The organism is Streptococcus hillyeri, from assembly GCF_003686955.1.
Lineage (GTDB): Bacteria > Bacillota > Bacilli > Lactobacillales > Streptococcaceae > Streptococcus > Streptococcus hillyeri.
The window spans coordinates 49,589-68,235 of sequence record NZ_RCVM01000012.1; the positions used below are offsets into that span (position 1 = coordinate 49,589).

11 protein-coding genes, 12 tRNA genes, 1 rRNA gene and 1 pseudogene are annotated in these 18,647 nt (G+C 41.3%); all 25 read right to left on the minus strand.

Translation table 11 applies throughout. From position 1 onward, the window contains the following. Positions 1 to 4 precede the first annotated feature (4 nt). Complete coding sequence (locus EAF07_RS06815; protein WP_183121672.1) at positions 5 to 757, minus strand: iron ABC transporter ATP-binding protein; 753 nt, start codon at positions 755 to 757, stop codon at positions 5 to 7. Beyond that, positions 757 to 1,725 (minus strand): iron chelate uptake ABC transporter family permease subunit, encoded by a 969-nt coding sequence (locus EAF07_RS06820; protein ID WP_121835846.1) that lies wholly within the window; start codon positions 1,723 to 1,725, stop codon positions 757 to 759. Before EAF07_RS06820 ends, EAF07_RS06815 begins: the two co-directional genes overlap by 1 nt. Further along, complete coding sequence (locus EAF07_RS06825) at positions 1,718 to 2,674, minus strand: ABC transporter permease (protein ID WP_121835847.1); 957 nt, start codon at positions 2,672 to 2,674, stop codon at positions 1,718 to 1,720. The genes EAF07_RS06820 and EAF07_RS06825 overlap by 8 nt, the downstream gene beginning before the upstream one ends. 853 nt (positions 2,675 to 3,527) lie before the next feature. Further along, the gene (gene lpdA, locus EAF07_RS06830; protein ID WP_121835848.1) at positions 3,528 to 5,294 is read right to left on the minus strand and encodes a dihydrolipoyl dehydrogenase; all 1,767 of its coding nucleotides are present in this window, start codon (positions 5,292 to 5,294) and stop codon (positions 3,528 to 3,530) included. A 282-nt stretch (positions 5,295 to 5,576) separates the two neighbouring features. Next, entirely contained in the window at positions 5,577 to 6,962 is a 1,386-nt protein-coding gene (locus EAF07_RS06835; protein WP_121835849.1) for a dihydrolipoamide acetyltransferase, read from the minus strand. A 169-nt stretch (positions 6,963 to 7,131) separates the two neighbouring features. Then, entirely contained in the window at positions 7,132 to 8,130 is a 999-nt protein-coding gene (locus EAF07_RS06840; protein WP_121835855.1) for an alpha-ketoacid dehydrogenase subunit beta, read from the minus strand. A 229-nt stretch (positions 8,131 to 8,359) separates the two neighbouring features. Next, on the minus strand, positions 8,360 to 9,328 hold the full coding sequence (locus EAF07_RS06845; protein WP_121835850.1) for a thiamine pyrophosphate-dependent dehydrogenase E1 component subunit alpha: 969 nt from the start codon (positions 9,326 to 9,328) through the stop codon (positions 8,360 to 8,362). A 178-nt stretch (positions 9,329 to 9,506) separates the two neighbouring features. Then, a complete protein-coding gene (locus EAF07_RS06850; RefSeq protein ID WP_121835851.1) occupies positions 9,507 to 10,319 on the minus strand; it encodes a transporter substrate-binding domain-containing protein in 813 nt (270 codons plus the stop codon). 136 nt (positions 10,320 to 10,455) lie between these two features. Next, positions 10,456 to 11,064: an NADPH-dependent FMN reductase gene (locus EAF07_RS06855; RefSeq protein WP_183121670.1), complete on the minus strand. Its 609-nt coding sequence runs from the start codon at positions 11,062 to 11,064 to the stop codon at positions 10,456 to 10,458. Between the two features lie 81 nt (positions 11,065 to 11,145). Continuing rightward, positions 11,146 to 11,571 (minus strand): MarR family winged helix-turn-helix transcriptional regulator, encoded by a 426-nt coding sequence (locus EAF07_RS06860; protein ID WP_121835852.1) that lies wholly within the window; start codon positions 11,569 to 11,571, stop codon positions 11,146 to 11,148. Positions 11,572 to 11,656: 85 nt separating this feature from the next. Continuing rightward, positions 11,657 to 16,051 carry a PolC-type DNA polymerase III gene (locus EAF07_RS06865; protein ID WP_121835853.1) on the minus strand — a complete coding sequence of 1,465 codons (4,395 nt, stop codon included), beginning with the start codon at positions 16,049 to 16,051 and terminating at the stop codon, positions 11,657 to 11,659. 648 nt (positions 16,052 to 16,699) lie between these two features. Next, positions 16,700 to 16,846: pseudogene (locus EAF07_RS06870) on the minus strand (ISAs1 family transposase); the annotation flags it as partial. A 634-nt stretch (positions 16,847 to 17,480) separates the two neighbouring features. Further along, a tRNA-Leu gene (locus EAF07_RS06875) sits at positions 17,481 to 17,564 on the minus strand. Positions 17,565 to 17,576: 12 nt separating this feature from the next. After that, positions 17,577 to 17,648: transfer RNA gene (locus tag EAF07_RS06880), tRNA-Gln, on the minus strand. A gap of 9 nt (positions 17,649 to 17,657) precedes the next feature. Next, positions 17,658 to 17,730, minus strand: a tRNA-His gene (locus tag EAF07_RS06885). A gap of 11 nt (positions 17,731 to 17,741) precedes the next feature. Next, positions 17,742 to 17,812 (minus strand) — tRNA-Trp (locus EAF07_RS06890). Positions 17,813 to 17,816: 4 nt separating this feature from the next. Next, positions 17,817 to 17,897 (minus strand) — tRNA-Tyr (locus tag EAF07_RS06895). Positions 17,898 to 17,903: 6 nt separating this feature from the next. Continuing rightward, positions 17,904 to 17,989, minus strand: a tRNA-Leu gene (locus EAF07_RS06900). A gap of 6 nt (positions 17,990 to 17,995) precedes the next feature. Next, positions 17,996 to 18,067: transfer RNA gene (locus EAF07_RS06905), tRNA-Gly, on the minus strand. A 14-nt stretch (positions 18,068 to 18,081) separates the two neighbouring features. Beyond that, a tRNA-Thr gene (locus tag EAF07_RS06910) sits at positions 18,082 to 18,154 on the minus strand. 12 nt (positions 18,155 to 18,166) lie between these two features. Continuing rightward, positions 18,167 to 18,248 (minus strand) — tRNA-Leu (locus EAF07_RS06915). A 4-nt stretch (positions 18,249 to 18,252) separates the two neighbouring features. Then, positions 18,253 to 18,325, minus strand: a tRNA-Lys gene (locus tag EAF07_RS06920). A 2-nt stretch (positions 18,326 to 18,327) separates the two neighbouring features. Next, positions 18,328 to 18,400: transfer RNA gene (locus tag EAF07_RS06925), tRNA-Asp, on the minus strand. A 19-nt stretch (positions 18,401 to 18,419) separates the two neighbouring features. Then, positions 18,420 to 18,492: transfer RNA gene (locus tag EAF07_RS06930), tRNA-Val, on the minus strand. A 28-nt stretch (positions 18,493 to 18,520) separates the two neighbouring features. Next, positions 18,521 to 18,636 (minus strand): 5S ribosomal RNA (rrf, locus tag EAF07_RS06935). Between the last annotated feature and the right edge of the window lie 11 nt (positions 18,637 to 18,647).

Genomic DNA, 18,647 nt, shown 5'->3' on the forward strand with positions numbered 1-18,647 from the left:
CTTTTTAGTGATAAATACAAATGCGTTTGCCATGGATTTCATCAACAATAACATCCATGTTATAGAGGTCATCCAAAATCGTTTTTGTCATCACCTCTTGAGGGGTTCCACGGCAAAAGATTTCCCCCTCTTTAAAACCAACCATCTGATCGACAAATTGACTGGCAATATTAATATCATGGATGACGATAACGACTGTTTTCCCTAATTCATCAACCAAACGTCTCAAAGTTTTCATCATCGCAATCCCTTGCTTAATGTCAAGGTTATTCAAAGGTTCATCCAACAAGACAATATCAGTATCTTGTGCCAAGACCATCGCAATATAGACCCGCTGTAATTGCCCACCTGACAGGGTGTCAATCAACCGACTACGTAAATCCTGCAAGTCCATATAAGTCAGTGCTTCATTAATTTTAGCATGGTCTTCTGCTGTCAGACGACCTTGACTGTAAGGAAAGCGCCCAAAAGCAACTAGCTCTTCGACAGTGAACTTGACTTGAAAATGAATTTGCTGTTTGAGCATGGTCAATTCTTTTGCCAACTCAGCCGAATGCCAAGCCTCAATTTCCTGACCCTTGATCATCAAGAGCCCTTCATCCTTAACCAAGAGCCGACTCATGATTGACAGAAGTGTTGATTTTCCAGCTCCATTCGGTCCAATAAAAGCCGTAAATTGCCCATGAGCAATATCCAGATTAACAGCCTTTAAAATAGCTTTGTCTCCGTAAGATTTTACAATTTGTGCCATCTTCATCATGATGTCATCCGCTCCTTATACAATAAATAGAAGAAAAAGGCTCCACCTAATAGTTCCACCAACATGGCAATCGTGATCTGGTAGTTAAATAACCGCTCTAAAACACCTTGGCCTATCACTAAGACCACAAATCCTAACAAACTAGCCACACCAAACAACCACTTGTGTTCATAATAGTTAAGCAACTGATGGACGATATTGACCACCATAAAGCCAAAAAAACTCATCGGACCAACCATGGCTGTCGAGGCAGACACCAATAGCACTACCACCCACAGGACCGTCTGTTGCGTTTTTTCCACATCAACCCCAAGAAGCGTCGCATTAGATTTCCCAAGATAAAAGACATTCAGAATCGCACTTTTACGATAAAGGAAAATAGCAGAGCTGGCCACAAGAACCGTTACAATAGCAAGCACATCGGTATTAACATGTTGCAAGGAAGCAAAAAGTTTGCCCTGCAATTTGTCATACTCATTAGGATCCATAAGTACCTGCAAATAAGTCGAAAAACTTCTAAACAAGGTTCCTAATGACATACAGATGAGTAAAATCGTTCCAAATCCCTTGGTCAATAAGTTACGAATAATCGGTTGCAAAAGACCAAAGAACAGCAATTGAATCAGCAAAACCACGAGGAATTCCACAATGGGATTCGGTGCCTGTTGCTCAATCCATTTCCAATAGAAAAAAAGATAAACAGATTGCATGAGAACGTAAAGACTTTCTAGCCCGAGAACTGATGGGGTTAAAAAGCGATTTCCTGTGATAGTCTGAAAACTAATGGTTGAAAAGCTTGCAATAACAGCCACAAGGGCATAAGTCAAAACTTTCCGTAGCCGCAACTTCAAAATATAAGGAACCACACGACCACCAAAAGGATAAGTATAGAGTACTGCACAGCCTATTGCCAAAATAATCAGTAACCACAATAACTGCCGACGTTTAGATTGCATCTTACCCATGTCGCTCACCTCGCCACAAGAGTAAAATGAAGACCAATGACCCTAAAATACCTAAAATTAGAGAAACTGATACCTCATAAGGACGGATGACTAACCGTGCAAAGATATCGCAAGCTAGTACGAGGCAAGAACCCGCTAACACCACTACAGCCTGAGAATTTTTCAAGTGTTCGCTAATATGCAAACGCACCAAGTTAGGAATAATAATCCCAATAAAGGGAAGACCTCCAACTGTAATCATCGTTGTTGCTGTCGTCAGCGAAATCAACAATAAGGCAAGTCCTTCCATACGTTCAAAGGGAAGACCTAGTACACGACTTGTATCCTCACCTAGACTCATCAGCGAGAATCCTTCTGAAAAATACCAAACGGCTCCTAAAATCACAAGGTTTAAGAAAAGCCATTCATATTGCTTCGTCTGAATCATGGCAAATGATCCCTGCGTCCAGGAGGACATAGACTGTACCAGATTAAAACGATAAGCAATCATTTGTGCAAAGGCCCCTATCATCCCACCATAAATCATTCCAACTAAAGGCAACTGCCATTTCTCCTTAAACTGTAACCGACGCACAACCTTGATAAAAAAGAGCGTGGCTAACATAGCAGCACTAAAGGCAAAGACCATTTTCTGAAACAAGGTCGCCCGTGGAAAAAAGAAGAGTGACACTAACATCCCTAATTGTGCCGCCTCGACAGTTCCTACAGTTGATGGCGCTGCGTAGTGATTTTGTGTAATTGTCTGCATGAGTAAGCCAGATAAACTCATCGCTCCAGCTGATAATAAAATAGCTAAAGTTCTTGGCAAACGTGACTGCCAAAAAACGTGACTAGCCATATCATCACCTTGATATAAGCCTAGCCAAGAAAACTGGGAACTAGCCCCAATCGTTAAAGATAAAAAAATCAATATAAATAACACAGGGACTAACCCATTTAATGCTTTCATGAGTTACCTCCCTCAAAGCCTACAAAGCATTGCAATACCTCTTAAATTAACAAAATATCAAATCGTCGTCAAGTTAATCTAAGCATTTTAAATAACATTAAAGTGATTCTAAATACTGATAAAATCAATTAGTTTTTATTTAGTATTTTTGTTAGCACTTCTCCTAATGGGTGTGGGGCGCTCAAAAGGTCTAGGAGACCTTTTGAGGTGGGAAATGAAGCTGACGAAGTCAGTATCAGAACCTCCCCTCCTACAGAGTTCCATTCCTTCTTGGCAAGCCTAGGTTTCCTTCGCTCCCAGGTTTCTAAGCTCAGGCTGAAACTGTCCACTGGACAATTTCACCCACACACACTAAAACTTATTAGTTTTAGTGTTATCACCACTGCGGAAAGTGCTAGTTGTGGCGACTTCGTCGCTCGTAATGATTGCAGAAAATACCAGCAATAAGATATGATAAAACAACCATATATTGAAGGGGAATTCATTGTGACTGAGACAATTTATCTTAAACGAGTTTACTATTTTATACTCTATAAAAATCAAAATTAGCATATTGAGCAAACTAAAGGACCAATAAAGGTATCAATTTCCCAGCGCTTCTTTCGCCATGGTGGTATTATAATCAAGAGTAAACTCTTGATTATAACGGACTTTTTGAGACCTAGGCTCAAAAAGTAGCAATGAAACTCCAAAGGAGGTTGCTTGCGTCCGCACCTTTCTAAGAAAGAAGCAAAAAAGTAATTTTTGATTTTTGTTAAGTATTAAAGATAAAACACTATAAAAAGGACTATTCCTGTTCTGAACAAGCATAAAAAGACTCTAGCACTATATACTAGAATCTTTAAGTCATTTCTTATTTACGACGTGGTGGGTTATGGATAGCTTCTCCAAGAACATCCATGAAGGCTTCATACATGTTTTCTGAGAAGGTTGGGTGTCCGTGGATTGATTGTGCAACATCATGAACTGTCAATTCAGCTTCCATAATTGTTGATGCTTCATTAGCAAGTTCTGCTGCTGCAGGTCCGATGATGTGAACACCTAGGATTTCATGGTATTTTGGCTCTGCAATCACTTTAACAAAACCATGTGCTTCATTAGAAGCGATGGCACGACCATTTCCAGCAAAGCTAGAACGTCCAACTAGAACATCTCCATATTGTTCACGCGCTTGTTCTTCAGTCAAACCAACCATAGCCACTTCTGGGTGTGTGTAAACAGCGGCTGGTGTGTAGTCAAGTTTTGCTTTACGAACGTTACCATGCATTGCATTTTCAGCAGCCACTTCACCCATACGGTAAGCAGCGTGAGCAAGCATTTTCGTACCATTCACATCACCTGGAGCATAGATACCTGGAATTGATGTTTCTTGGTAGGCATTAACTTTGATACGGTTACGATCCATTTCAAGGTTAAGGTTTTCAAGTCCTGCTAATTGTGGGACACGTCCGATAGAAAGCAGAGCTTTTTCAGCAACAACTTCTTCACCATTGTTAAGTTTCAATGTTAATTGGTTATTAGCTTCAACAATTTCTGACACACCAACGTTCGTCTTGATGGTCATGCCTTTCTTAGCAAGGATTTTTTGAAGTTCAAGTGACACTTCTTTATCCATACCTGGGATAATGCGGTCGGCCATTTCGATAACAGTAACTGGCACACCATATGATGCCCAAACAAGTCCAAGCTCGATACCAACGACACCTCCACCCATAACAGCAAGTGATTTTGGCATTTCTTTAAGGTCAAGGATATCATCTGAAGTCAATACAAGTGGTGATTCGATACCAGGGATATTGATACGTGATACTTTTGAACCTGTTGCAAGGATGATAGAGCGACCTTTGATGGTTTCTGAACCGATAGTAACTGTCTTGTCTGGGTTCACCTGACCAAGTCCGTTGAACATCGTTACTTTGTTAGCCTTCAAAAGACCTTTAACACCACCTGTTAAGGTACGAACAACTGAGTTTTTGAAGTCAACAGTCTTATCCATATCAATCGCATAGTTCGTAGAAGCAAGGTTGATACCACGTCCTGCTGCAATTTTAAGACCATCAAGAATTTCAGCATTTTTAAGGTAAGTTTTCGTTGGGATACATCCAACGTTCAAACAAGTACCACCGAATTCTGATTTTTCAACGATAGCAATTTTACCACCTAGTTGAGCACCACGGATAGCTGCGTAGTAACCAGCAGGTCCACCACCAACAACAACGATATCGTACTCATTGTCTGCAAGCGGAGCTTTATCAGCAGCAGGGGCCGCTGCAACAGCAGGTGCAGCAGGCACTTCAAGACCAGCTGCTTTAAGATCAGCTGTAGCTTGTGCTACTTCAGCAGGAGCTGGAGTTGCAGCAGACGCGTCTGCGATAGTCTCACCAGCTTCACCAATGTAAGCAATGATTTCGGTAACAGGAACAACTTCACCAGCTTGGCGAGTGATCTTCAAAAGAACACCTGATTCTTCTGCTTCAAGTTCCATATTTGTTTTATCTGACATGATTTCAAGAAGAACTTCACCTTCAGTGACTGTATCACCTTCAGCTTTTTTCCACTCGATGATTTCACCTTCTTGCATATCAACGCCAAGTTTAGGCATAATTACTTCAAAAGCCATTTTATTTAGTTTCCTTTCGGTTAAAGCTTTATTTCTCTTTTTTGCTTTCGTCACATAGCAGAGCAAAGACCATCAATCAGTACCGTCAATTCATTTCTGTTGGAGAATTACAAACGATACCACTGATAATAGCCCAGCTTCTTATTTTTATTTTACTACGATAAGAGCTTAATTTCCACTATGGTACAAAGCAAGTATTAGCGACTTCGTCGCCTCAAAGCCATCCCATCAAGAGTGACGATTATTACCGGACTCCCTTAATGGGATAGCAGCATGTTCTTATCAGATTAACAATTCTAATGGGTTTTCCAACAAGTTCTTAAGGTCAACCATGAATTTAGCACCATTCATACCATCCACAATACGGTGGTCAATTGTTAAGCAAAGTGCCATGATTGGACGGATTTTGATTTCACCATCAATAACAACTGGAGTTTGAACTGTTGAGGCAACACCCAAGATTGCTGAGTTAGGTTGGTTAATAATTGGATTAAATGTCTTCGTACCAAACATTCCCAAGTTAGTGATTGAGAAGGTTGAACCTGACATTTCTGCTGCTTTTAACTTACCAGTTTGTGCTTTTTTAATGACATCTTTAGACGCCACCACAAAGTCTGACAAGCTCATCTTATCCGCACCATGAACAACTGGTACAACCAAGCCTTCATCAAGACCAACTGCAATACCAATGTTTACAAACTTGTGCAGCTCAATTTCTTGAGCATCATTGATAAGAGAAGCGTTAAGATAACGGTGTTCTTCTTTCATCAACGTGCGTGTAACAGCAAGACCGATAAGGTCTGTAAAGGTCACTTTAAGACCTGTTTTATTCATGATTGGTTCAAGCACTTGTTTACGAAGCGCCATAAGGTTCGTCATGTCAATGTCGTAGTTAAGCGTAAAGGTTGGAGCCGTCAAGTATGAGTGCGTCATACCTTTCGAAATAGCCTTACGCATTGCTGACATCTTGATGATTTCAACACCTTCTGGCAATTCTTTAGCCGGTTTTTCTTCAGCTTTTGGTGCTTGTACTGCTTCTGCAACAACTGCTGGCGCTACAAGAGCAAGGACATCTTCTTTGGTAATCTTACCACGAGCACCTGTTCCAACAACAGTTGCAAGGTCAATTCCTTTATCAGCTGCAATTTTAGCAGCAAGTGGAGTTGCTTTAGGTTGTGCACCTTTAAAGTTTTCAACATCTTCTTTATGCACACGACCATTCGCACCCGTTCCAGGTACAAGACCAAGGTCAACACCTTGTTCAGCAGCTAATTTACGAGCTGCTGGCGTTGCACGAACCTTACCACCATGATTTTGTGGTGTAGCTGCAACAACTGCTGGCGCTTCTACTTTAGGTGCAACAACAGCTGCTTCAACTGGATCTGCCACCTCAGTAACTGTTTCAGAAGCTGACGTCGAAATACTCTCACCAGCTTCACCAATATAAGCAATAATTTCAGTAACTGGAACAACCTCACCAGCTTGGCGAGTGATTTTCAAAAGAACACCTGATTCTTCTGCTTCAAGCTCCATATTTGTCTTATCTGACATGATTTCAAGAAGGACTTCGCCTTCAGTGACCGTGTCACCTTCAGCTTTTTTCCACTCGATGATTTCACCTTCTTGCATGTCAACACCGAGTTTCGGCATGATTACTTCAAAAGCCATGTTTTTTCCTTTCAGTTTTATTAGAAAGTTTCTTTTATGATAATTCCTTGTGGTGAGAAAAGGCAATTAGTTCAAATACCAATTCAATACTCATAATCTCACTACACAGAAACTATCGAGCTAAAGCTAACTTTCGTCAGCTTTAGCCCTAAACGTCTAAGTTGGAAAATTAGTTTCCTTTGTTTGCCATTTTGTAAATCGCTGCTTTGATTTTGGCAACGTCTGGCAAGATTGCTTGTTCAAGAACGCGTGCGTACGGTACTGGCACATCTTCTGACGCCAAACGTACGATTGGGTGGTCAAGGTAGTCAAAGGCTTCGCTTTCTGTAACGATTGTTGCGATTTCTCCGATGAAACCACCAGTCTTGTAGGCGTCGTTGACAAGCATCAATTTACCAGTTTTCTTAACTGAGTTGATAATGATTTCTTTATCAAGTGGGATAAGCGTACGTGGGTCAACAACTTCAACATTGATACCATCTGCAGCAACTTCTTCAGCCGCTTGCAACACGCGCTCAAGCATACGACCGTAAGATACGATAGTGATATCTGTACCTTCGCGTTTGATTTCACCTTTACCAAGTGGCAAGTAGAAATCTGGGTCTTGAGTCACTTCTTCTTTTTTACCGTAAAGCGCTTTTGGCTCCATGAAGATAACGATGTTGTTATCTTGGATAGCTGATTTCAAAAGCCCCTTAGCATCGTTAGCATTACCTGGAGCAACCACTTTAATCCCTGGAATGTGTGTCAACCACGCTTCAAGTGATTGTGAGTGTTGCGCTGCTGAACCAATACCTGAACCTGAAGCCACACGGTAAACAACAGGAGTTTTCAAACCACCACCAAACATGTAGTTGTTTTTCGCACCATTGTTGACAATCGCATCAAGCGCAATAGTGATAAAGTCCATGAAAGTAAGGTCGATGATTGGACGAAGTCCAGTAATCGCAGCACCAACTGCCGCACCGGCAATCGCTGCTTCAGAGATTGGGGTGTCTTTAACACGCTTCTCACCAAACTCAGCAAGCATACCTACAGATGTCCCGAAGTCACCACCATAGATACCAACGTCCTCACCCATAAGGAAGATGTTCTCATCTTTACGCATTTCTTCGCTCATTGCAAGGTTAATCGCCTCACGCAAAGCCATTAATTTTGTTTCTGACATGTTATTTTCTCCGAAAATGATTTTTTCTTTTGGCACTTATCCTTAAGTGGTGAGGGGCGGAAGCGAACACCTTCGGTGTTCCATTCCTTTTCTGCGAGCCAAAGTCTCGCAGACCCCTTTCGCACTAGACCGCTTATCTTCTAGTGCTTTCACCACGGCGGAAAGTGCCTTTTAGCGAGCGACTACGTCGCCCTGTCTGAAATATCACAGTTTATTTGCTAAAAATTTCTTAATCTACCCAGATGTCTTCAAAGGCTACAGACAAGTCTGGATCTGGACTGTTTTGTGCAAATTCGTAAGCATCGTCAACTTCTTTTTTCACTTGTGCTTGGATGGCATCAAGTTCTTCATCAGTAGCAATACCTTCTGCTGTCAAGTATTGACGGTATTTGATCATTGGATCTTTTTTCTTCCACTCATCAACTTCTTCTTTCGTACGGTAAACACCTGCATCCGCAGTTGAGTGACCAAACCAACGGTAAGATTCAACCTCAACAATCGCTGGTCCGTTACCACCACGAACGTGTTCAACAGCTTTGCCCATTGTTTCATAGACGGCAAGAACATCGTTACCATCTTCACAGTAGAAACCTGGGATACCATAAGCCTCAGCACGAGTGTAGAGGTGAGGCGTGTTTGTTGCGTTTTCGATACTCATTGAGATACCGTAACGGTTGTTGATGATAAAGAAGATAACTGGCAATTTCCATGTTGCTGCCATGTTAACAGACTCGTGGAATGATCCTTCGTTAGTCGCACCATCTCCAGAGAAAGCCACAACGATATTCTTAGTTCCTTTATATTGTTGTGTCAAGGCTGCACCAACAGCCATCGCATAACCACCACCAACGATACCGTTAGTACCGTAGTTACCTTTAGCAAAGTCAGCAACGTGCATTGAACCACCACGGCCTTTTGAAACACCAGTTGCTTTACCAGCAAGCTCAGCCATCATAGCATTCAAATCCATGTCTTGAGCAATTGATTGACCATGCCCACGGTGGTTAGAGAAGAAAATATCATCGTAGCTCAAGTGTTGAACCGCACCCACGTTAGCAGCTTCTTCACCAACTGAAAAGTGAGTCATCCCTTGTACGAAACCACGACGAACAAGTTTGTTGATACGCATATCAAATTCACGAATGCGTTCCATTTTCAGAAACATTTCTAAATGTTGTTCTTTTGAAAGTGTTACCATTACGGCCTCCATTTAATCATATTACCCCAATATGATATTCTTTTTTTTCACAAAGTGCAAATTTTTGAACCGCTTATTTTTAGCATATTCCACCCTTTGTAAACGCTGTTATAGTTAGTGATTTCACAAACTTTTTAGGCGAACAAAAAACCTGAGAACTCCTCTCAGGCATTTTGACTTATTCAGCAGATAGTGATAACTCATAGGCTTCTTGAACAAAAGTATCGATTTTACCAGATGCTTTCAATTCTTCAATCACTTCATTGACAGCCTTTTTAAGTGACTCACTTCCTTTGGCCATAGCTACCGCACTTCCTGGCTCGCTATCATCTTCTTTTAGGGGAATCTCAGCAATGACTAAATCATCATTTTGAGAGACATAACCTTTAGCAATTGTCTCTTCCAAGACCACTGCATCGAGTTTTCCTGTTTTCAACTCGTTAATCATTTCAGTGACTTGAACCAAAGATACCAAGTGCCCTTCAGACAATTGTTCTGTTACAATCGGTTCTTGAATCGAACCTTTTTGTGCCCCAATTGATTTACCAGATAGGCTAGCGGCTGTATTGTATTTTTCCAAGTTCTCTTTTTTAATTAAAACGATGTTTTTTGCATTGTAGTACACATCTGAGAAATCAAACGTTTTTGCACGCTCCTCAGTCGCAGAAATTCCTGAGATTGCAATGTCAGCTTTCTTAGAAGAAAGACTAGCTAACACATTGTTAAATGACATTGGTGACAATTCAACTTCGACACCCAATTTATCTGCAATTGCCTTAGCAATTTCCACATCGGCTCCGACGATTGTATCTTTGCCATCCACCAAGGTTTTGAACTCAAAAGGAGCATAATCAGGACTCAAAGCCACCACTAATTTCCCCTTATCCTGAACATCCTTCAAAGAAGTGTCCTCTTTGCTACTAGAGCTACCACAAGCTGACAAGGTTAATGCTAAAAATCCTGCCATGACATAAGTTAATAATTTTTTCATAATTCCAACCTTTTCTTTGTATTTTTATTATCGTATATGTATTTTATGTTATATTTATTCAAATGTCAACCCCTTATTCTATATTTTTTCAAAAAAATAAAAATCCTGCCAATAATGACAGAATCTATAAAGTTGATTAGTTAAGAGCTGCAAGAAGAGCTTCTGCTTGTTTGTTAAGGTCTGCAAGAACTTCTTCTGTTGCAACGTATTGACCATCTGCCCAAGCTGAATCGTTAACTTTTGAGAAAGTCACTTGATCAACGAATTGTGTACGGATAAATGGCATCAAGTTACGGAAGGCATCTGCTACTTGCTCGTGTCCACCGTTAGCTAAAACAGATACGGTTGATACTTTATCTTGAAGTGCTGACGCACCAGTAGTATCAGAAAGATCAATCGCACGGCTTAACCAGTCAAGCAAGTTTTTCAATGAACCTGGGATAGCAAAGTTGTATGCTGGTGAGAAAATCCAGATAGCATCTGCTGCAACAACTGCATCACGTACAGCTTGAACAGCTGGCAATACTGGTGTTTCAAGATCTTGTGAAAAAACAGGAACCTCTTTCCAGTTGAGGTAAGAAACGTTTGCTTTACCTTCTAAAACTTTTTCAGCATTTGCTGCTAGTTGATGGTTAAATGAGCCTTCACGGAGTGAACCAACGATAAATAGAATGTTTTTCATAGATTTTTCCTCTTCTTTTTTATTGATATTGAAAAATGATTTGATAGTGTTGATGATTGACATGACGTCTCCTTCTAAAAACACTACATAGTAATGTTATGGCACCATATTATCACTACTTAGTAATATAGTCAACCCATTTGCTCAACAATTTTTAAATTTCTTAAGTAAGTCAATCAGCTGCACCTGCTCATCTGGTGACAAAACAGCAAATGTCTCCTCAACTTTTTCAATATGGGCTGGTAAAGCTGCCGCAATAACCTCTCTTCCTTGATCTGTCAAATCAATCCAAAAAGCACGTTTATCATTAGGACAAGCAGTCTTATTTATCCAACCCTTTTTCTCCATATTTTTAATGACCACAGTCATATTGCCAGAAGTAGCTAGTGTACTATCAATCAAATCACCAATTTTCATACTGCCTTTAGCATAAAGGACATCTAAAACACCAAACTGAGCAGGTGTCAATTCAAACTCCTTAAAACTTTCTGAAACCTTAGCATCAATCGTACGAAATGCCTTACGAAGAACCACCATTGACTTGACTGCATTATTCTTAAAATTCGGCATAAAACCTCCTTTATTACTATTTAGTGCTATTCTATCAAAGAACAGCTATTTAAACAAGAAAAAACAGCTCTCACGAACTGTTTTCTTAAAATAAGTCATCAAATAAACTTAATTGGTTATCCTCTGGCATATTACCCAAGATGCCCATTTCATCTAATTTTTCAACAAGAGTCGATGATAAACCACCTCGTTTACGCAATTCTGTCTTAGAAAGAAATTCCCCTTCTGCACGCGCCGCAACTAGTTGCTTCGCAACGTTTTCCCCCAATCCCTCAAGAGCTACAAATGGTGGAATCAAGGTATCTCCTTCAATCAAGAAGTCAATTGCATCTGATTTATACAAATCTAGTTGCCCAAACTTAAAACCACGCTCTAACATCTCATTGACAATTTCAAGAGTGGTAAACAAGTCATTTTCAACATTACTTGCCTCATTACGCTGGCGTTTTTCAGTAATGTCCTTCATACGAGCCTTGACTGCATCCAGACCTGCACACATGGTTTTCAATTCAAAAGCTTTCGCACGGATAGAGAAGTAAGCACAGTAATACATGATCGGATGATGAACCTTGAAGTAAGCCACCCGCAAAGCCATCAAAACATAAGCTGCCGCGTGAGCTTTCGGGAACATGTACTTGATTTTACCACAGGATTCAATATACCAATCAGGAACATTGTTATCACGCATGGCTTGAATATAACCATTACGCTCCTCCTCAGAGATTTTCAGCCACATCCCTTTACGAACCCGCTCCATGATGTTAAAGGCCATCTTAGGAGGAAGTCCCGCATGCATCAGATAAACCATGATATCGTCACGACACCCAATAACCGTTTTCAGCGTTGCAATCCCTTGCTTGATCAAATCTTGTGCGTTTCCAAGCCAAACGTCCGTACCATGTGATAGCCCTGATAACTGTAACAATTCCGCAAAGGTTGTCGGTTTGGTTTCTTCAACCATGCCTCGAACAAAGTTCGTTCCAAACTCAGGAATTCCTAACATACCAGTCGGTGTTCCAATTTGCTCTGGTGTCACCCCAAGAATCTCTGTTCCAGAGAACAAAGCCATTACGCCTGGATCATCAGCTAAAATGTCCTTAGGATCAATGCCCGATAAATCTTGCAACTTACGCACCATGGTAGGATCATCATGTCCCAGAACATCGAGTTTCAAAACATTTTCATCAATATCATGGAAGTTAAAGTGAGTAGTCTGCCAAGCCGCGTTCACATCATCAGCAGGGTATTGAACAGGTGTAAAATCATAAACATCCATATAATCAGGAATAACAACGATACCACCAGGGTGTTGTCCCGTGTTTCGCTTAACACCTGCCGCACCTTTTGCCAAACGGTCAACTTCAGCGTCACGGTAAAATTTACCATAATCACGCTCATAGCCCTTAACAAACCCATAAGCCGTCTTATCTGCAACTGTACCTACTGTACCTGCACGAAAAGCGTATTCTTCTCCAAAAATATCACGCACATCCAAATGGGCACTTGGCTGATCATCACCCGAAAAGTTCAAATCGATATCAGGAACCTTATCCCCATCAAAACCAAGGAAGGTCTCAAAGGGAATATCCTGCCCATCCTTTTTATAGAGCGTTCCACATTCTGGACAATCCTTATTAGGTAAATCATATCCCGAACCATAAGAACCATCCGTGATAAACTCACTATGTTGACAATTTGGACAAACATAATGCGGTGGCATCGGGTTAACTTCCGTAATCCCAATCATCGTTGCAACAAAACTTGACCCAACAGAACCACGTGAACCAACCAAATAACCACGCTCATTCGAACGATTTACCAGCATCTGAGAAGCCAGATAGATCACCGCAAACCCATTACCTAGGATAGAGGTCAATTCCTTCTCAATCCGCAAATCAATAATATCAGGCAACGGATTACCATAAATCTCAAACGCCTTTTGATAAGTCATCTCAGCAACCGTTTCTTCCGCCTGCGGGATATAAGGCGTATAGAGGTCTCCCTTAACCACTTCAACCTCTTCAATAATGTCCGCAAAAGCATTGGTATTGGTCACGACAACCTCATAAGCCAATTCTTCACCAAGAAAGGCAAAATCATCAAGCATCTCATTTGTCGTACGAAAATGAGCTTCTGGTAGCGGAGCAGGCTGAGCATTCTCACCACGACCAATGGTCCTGTTAATCAAAGCCCCCTGTCCCAAACTACGGACAATAATTTCACGATAAATCGCATCTTCAGGCTCTAAATAATGCACATTCCCAGTTGCCATAACTGGCTTGTCTGCACGACGCCCAACCTCAATCAAATCTTTAATCACTTGCTGAACAGCAGCTTCATCCTTGATTAAATCTTTAGCAATCAACGGCGCATAGATGGCTGGCGGCATAATCTCAATAAAATCATAATAGTTAGCCACCTCTACAGCTGCCTCAATACCAGACGATAACAAGGTGTCAAACACTTCCCCTTCTGAGCAAGCCGTCCCCAATAACAAGCCCTCACGATGCGCATCCAAAACCGTTCTTGGAATACGGGCCACCCCTTCAAAATACTTCACATTAGAAAGAGAAACCAATTTGAAAATATTCTTTAAACCAACCTGATTTTGCACATAGATGGTCACATGCTTCACACGAGCCTTCTTATAAGAATCCTCAGCAATCAATTTTGTATTGAGTTCAGATAAATCCGTAATGCCATGACGATCCAAAACATCATTGATAAAAATAAAGAGCAAGCGACCTGTAGCTTCCGCATCATAATTGGCCATATGGTGATGCTCCAACGACACTTGAAAACGTTTCGTCAAAGGTCCCAAACCATGACGTTTAAATTCTGGATAAAGATTACGCACAAACTCCAAAGTGTCAATAACTGGTTGCGTAATGATTGGCAGCCCCTGACGCTCATAATTAGCATTCATAAAACCAACGTCAAAGGTCGCATTATGGGCAACCAGCACAGTTCCCTCACAAAAAGCTTGAAATTCCTCTAAAACCTGTTGCAAAGGCTTAGAACCACGAACATGATTGTCCGTAATTCCTGTCAATTCCGTCGTAAAAGCAGATAATGGATGACCTGGATCTATAAATTCATCAAACTGCTCGATAATATTCCCCTTGTACATTTTAGAGGCCGCAATCTGAATCAAACTATTATGAACCGCAGACAGTCCCGTTGTCTCCACGTCAAACACCACATACGTAGCCTCTTTCAAAGGCATCGGAACCTCATTGTAGGTAATGGGAACACTATCCTCAACCACATTTGCCTCTAAGCCAAAAATAGCCTTAATACCAGCCTTCTTAGCCCTATGATAACCATGAGGAAAGGACTGCACATTGGCATGGTCTGTAATCGCAATCGCTGAATGTCCAAAACGCTTCGCTGTATCAATCAAATCTTCAACCGTCGGAAGAGCATCCATAGTAGACATATTCGTATGGGCATGAAGCTCCACACGTTTTTGCCCCTCAGGCATCAGATCCTTACGTGGAGTATGGACAATCTCCTTAACCTGCTGAACATTCATGGTCAAAGACTTCGTAAACTGGTTGTTCTCAATATTCCCCTGAACACGTAACCAATTGCCCTTAGCAATCATCTCAAATTTCTTGAGTTCCTCATCATCCTTAGCCCATTTCTGCATCGCAAAACTAGACGTATAGTCCGTCATCTTAAAGTTGATGATGTGGCGACCAGTACGAGTTGTTTTTTTCTCAACATCAAATATCAGCCCCTCAAACGTTATCCGATTTTCCTCAGTCTCAATCTCCACCATTGGCGTAATTTCAGCCTTGTCAAACCCAGCCTGACGCTGAGCCGCACGTTCTTTAAAATCAAAACTAGGAGCCGGTTTCTCTTCTGGCGCTGGTGCCATAGCTTCCAGAGATTTCTGAGCTTGCAAATTCTCCTGCGCAGCCTTTTCAACCAAAGCCTCACGAGACGACAAGAACTCCTCTTGAAGTTCCTGCGTCATCTCCTCATGCGACTCCATATCAAAAGTTATCCGACCGAAACCAAAAGCCTCAAACTGCTCCTCAAGACGTGGCAGATGAGTTTTCCTAAAATGATCATTATTGACAAAAGCTGGCGCTTCTATCATCACTTTATCACCAACAGACTTCACCGTCAAATGAGCAAAAGAAGCCTTAAAGCTAGCGCTATTACAAAGAGGTAATTCAAACGCTTCACGATAGTAAGCCTGAATCAATTCCTCAGAAGCCCTGCTATTTTCTGCACGAATATCGAAAGTTGCCTTTATATCTGCACGTTCAAAAGTCGCAACTAAACGACTAGCCAATTCACGATAAAGCTCAATAGGCAAAACTTCCGAAAACGAAAAATGAAATTCCCAATGACGGCTAACAGTATGTACCTTAACTTCAAGAATATCACCAGACGAAAAAACACTTGAATCTCTCCATTCAAGTGGCATCTCAATCTGCTCCATCAATTTCTTAAACAGTTCAGACATAACTTTCTCCTTGCATTTCGTACTCCCATTTTAACATAAAAGCCCCTAAAACTAAACTCTCAAGTAAAAAAGAAACATTCCCGAAGTTGCTAATTTCAATGAGTGATTTCAGGATAGAAAAGTCAATTTAAAAAAAAACAAATAACCCATATTATGCGCGGTCCAACTATCCTTACACCAACAATTTCAATTACCTTCATATCTGAAAACGCCAAAACTTTGTGGCTATAATTTTGAAAAATGGAAGTTCTTCTATAAGTTGATAAGCTAAGACGCTAATATCATATGGCGATTTTTATTTTTATAGTCTTCCAATCACTTGATAATACTTGGAGGAAGAACAGCAGGAATGATTCAAAAAAGCAATCCCAAAACTTCAAATCACTACAAGAACTAACATAGTAACAATAGTGAAGAAACCGCCACCTTGCCCTACTAATAACTGCTCCGTAACTCCATTTTGAAACTAAAAAGCAATGTCAACCTCTAGAACTTTACCAGCAAATCGTACGCAAGAAAAGTTTCTTCCACTTCTTTTATGCCTACTTCCAATTTTTAAAATGGTAATCGTAGGAGGCAAACCAATTGTCACCCTTTCTTACCAAATAACTGTTCAAGATAATCTTCCAAATGGACAGAAATATAGCGTTATTTACGACAATAGCTTATATCTTTTTTGGGAAAAGTCATGACTTTACGAAAATGCAGGCACATCTTCCGTAACAGGTTTAAATTAAAGGCAGCATTTTTGTTTAAAGTATGATTGTGGTCTTCACCATAAACAACATCTAACAACAGTCCATGCTCTTAGCAGAAATTACTATGAGCAGAGGATACTACGAGACACCACCATTTCTGCAGTAGACACAAAAAAACAAAAATTATGGTGCTTTTAAAGGTCCCATAAGACATATGAAGAAACGCACTAAAGGTCTCACTAGAAAGTGCCATATTTAGTGCAATGAATCAACATTAGGACAGTAACTAATCGGGGTATATAGAATAATTCTGCTAAGTGATCCGTTTTCTGCTGTCTTATTCTTGATTCAAATGACTATAAAACACCTCAACAATAGCACTCAACACCCAAAATTAAAAGCAAAAAAATCAGACTAAACGAAAACAATAAACATGCGATACGTTCACACTTAAGAAACATCAAAAATTACTTTTTGGTCTCTTCCTTAAAAGTGTCGTAGGTCATAGTCCTATAATATCCATATTTATTATTTTGAAAGATCACCAAAGTCCGATTGATGGACGCAAACAACCTCCTCAGGTTAACACACTTGTACATTTTTCATCTTAACTAAAGTACCAATTCTGATTCTTAATGAGTATCACTCCTGATCACCTTCTTCGGGCGATATAAAATTTTTGTAGAAAAACAAAAAACGCTGACGAATCAACGTTTCCCATTTTTAAGCTATACCGGCGGCCGGGGTCGAACCGGCACGTCCGTGAGGACACTGGATTTTGAGTCCAGCGCGTCTGCCAATTCCGCCACGCCGGCTTAAAAATATAACTGGGGTAGCTGGATTCGAACCAACGCATGAGGGAGTCAAAGTCCCTTGCCTTACCGCTTGGCTATACCCCATTAACAATAGGCGAATGAGGGGAATCGAACCCCCGAATGTCAGAGCCACAATCTGATGTGTTAACCACTTCACCACATCCGCCATATTTTAAACACGGGCAGTAGGAATTGAACCCACACTGAAGGTTTTGGAGACCTTAGTTCTACCTTTAAACTATGCCCGTAAGATGGAAAGAGAGGGATTCGAACCCCCGAACCCGAAGGAGCGGATTTACAGTCCGCCGCGTTTAGCCTCTTCGCTATCTTTCCAATTAGTGCCGAGGACCGGAATCGAACCGGTACGAAGGTTACCCCTCGCAGGATTTTAAGTCCTGTGCGTCTGCCAGTTCCGCCACCCCGGCGCCTCAAGCGAATGACGGGATTCGAACCCGCGACCCCCACCTTGGCAAGGTGGTGTTCTACCACTGAACTACATTCGCATCTCTTTGACTTATGCCGGCTACATGACTTGAACACGCGACCCTCTGATTACAAATCAGATGCTCTACCAACTGAGCTAAGCCGGCTTATATTTCCTATGCGGGTTAAGGGACTTGAACCCCCACGCCCTTCGGCGCCAGATCCTAAATCTGGTGCGTCTGCCAATTCCGCCAAACCCGCATCATGACCCGTGCTGGGCTCGAACCAGCGACCCTTTGATTAAAAGTCAAATGCTCTACCAACTGAGCTAACGAGTCTTCGGTCCCGACGGGAATCGAACCCGCGATCTTCGCCGTGACAGGGCGACGTGATAACCGCTACACTACGGGACCTATTAAGTTTCCTTAATCATGGGAGTTAACGGGATCGAACCGCTGACCCTCTGCTTGTAAGGCAGATGCTCTCCCAGCTGAGCTAAACTCCCAAAGGATTATTTTGAATCCTTATGATTCGCTAAGCAACTACCCTATCTCACAGGGGGCAACCCCCAACTACTTCCGGCGTTCTAGGACTTAACTGCTGTGTTCGGCATGGGTACAGGTGTATCTCCTAGGCTATCGTCACTTAACTTCTTCTTGG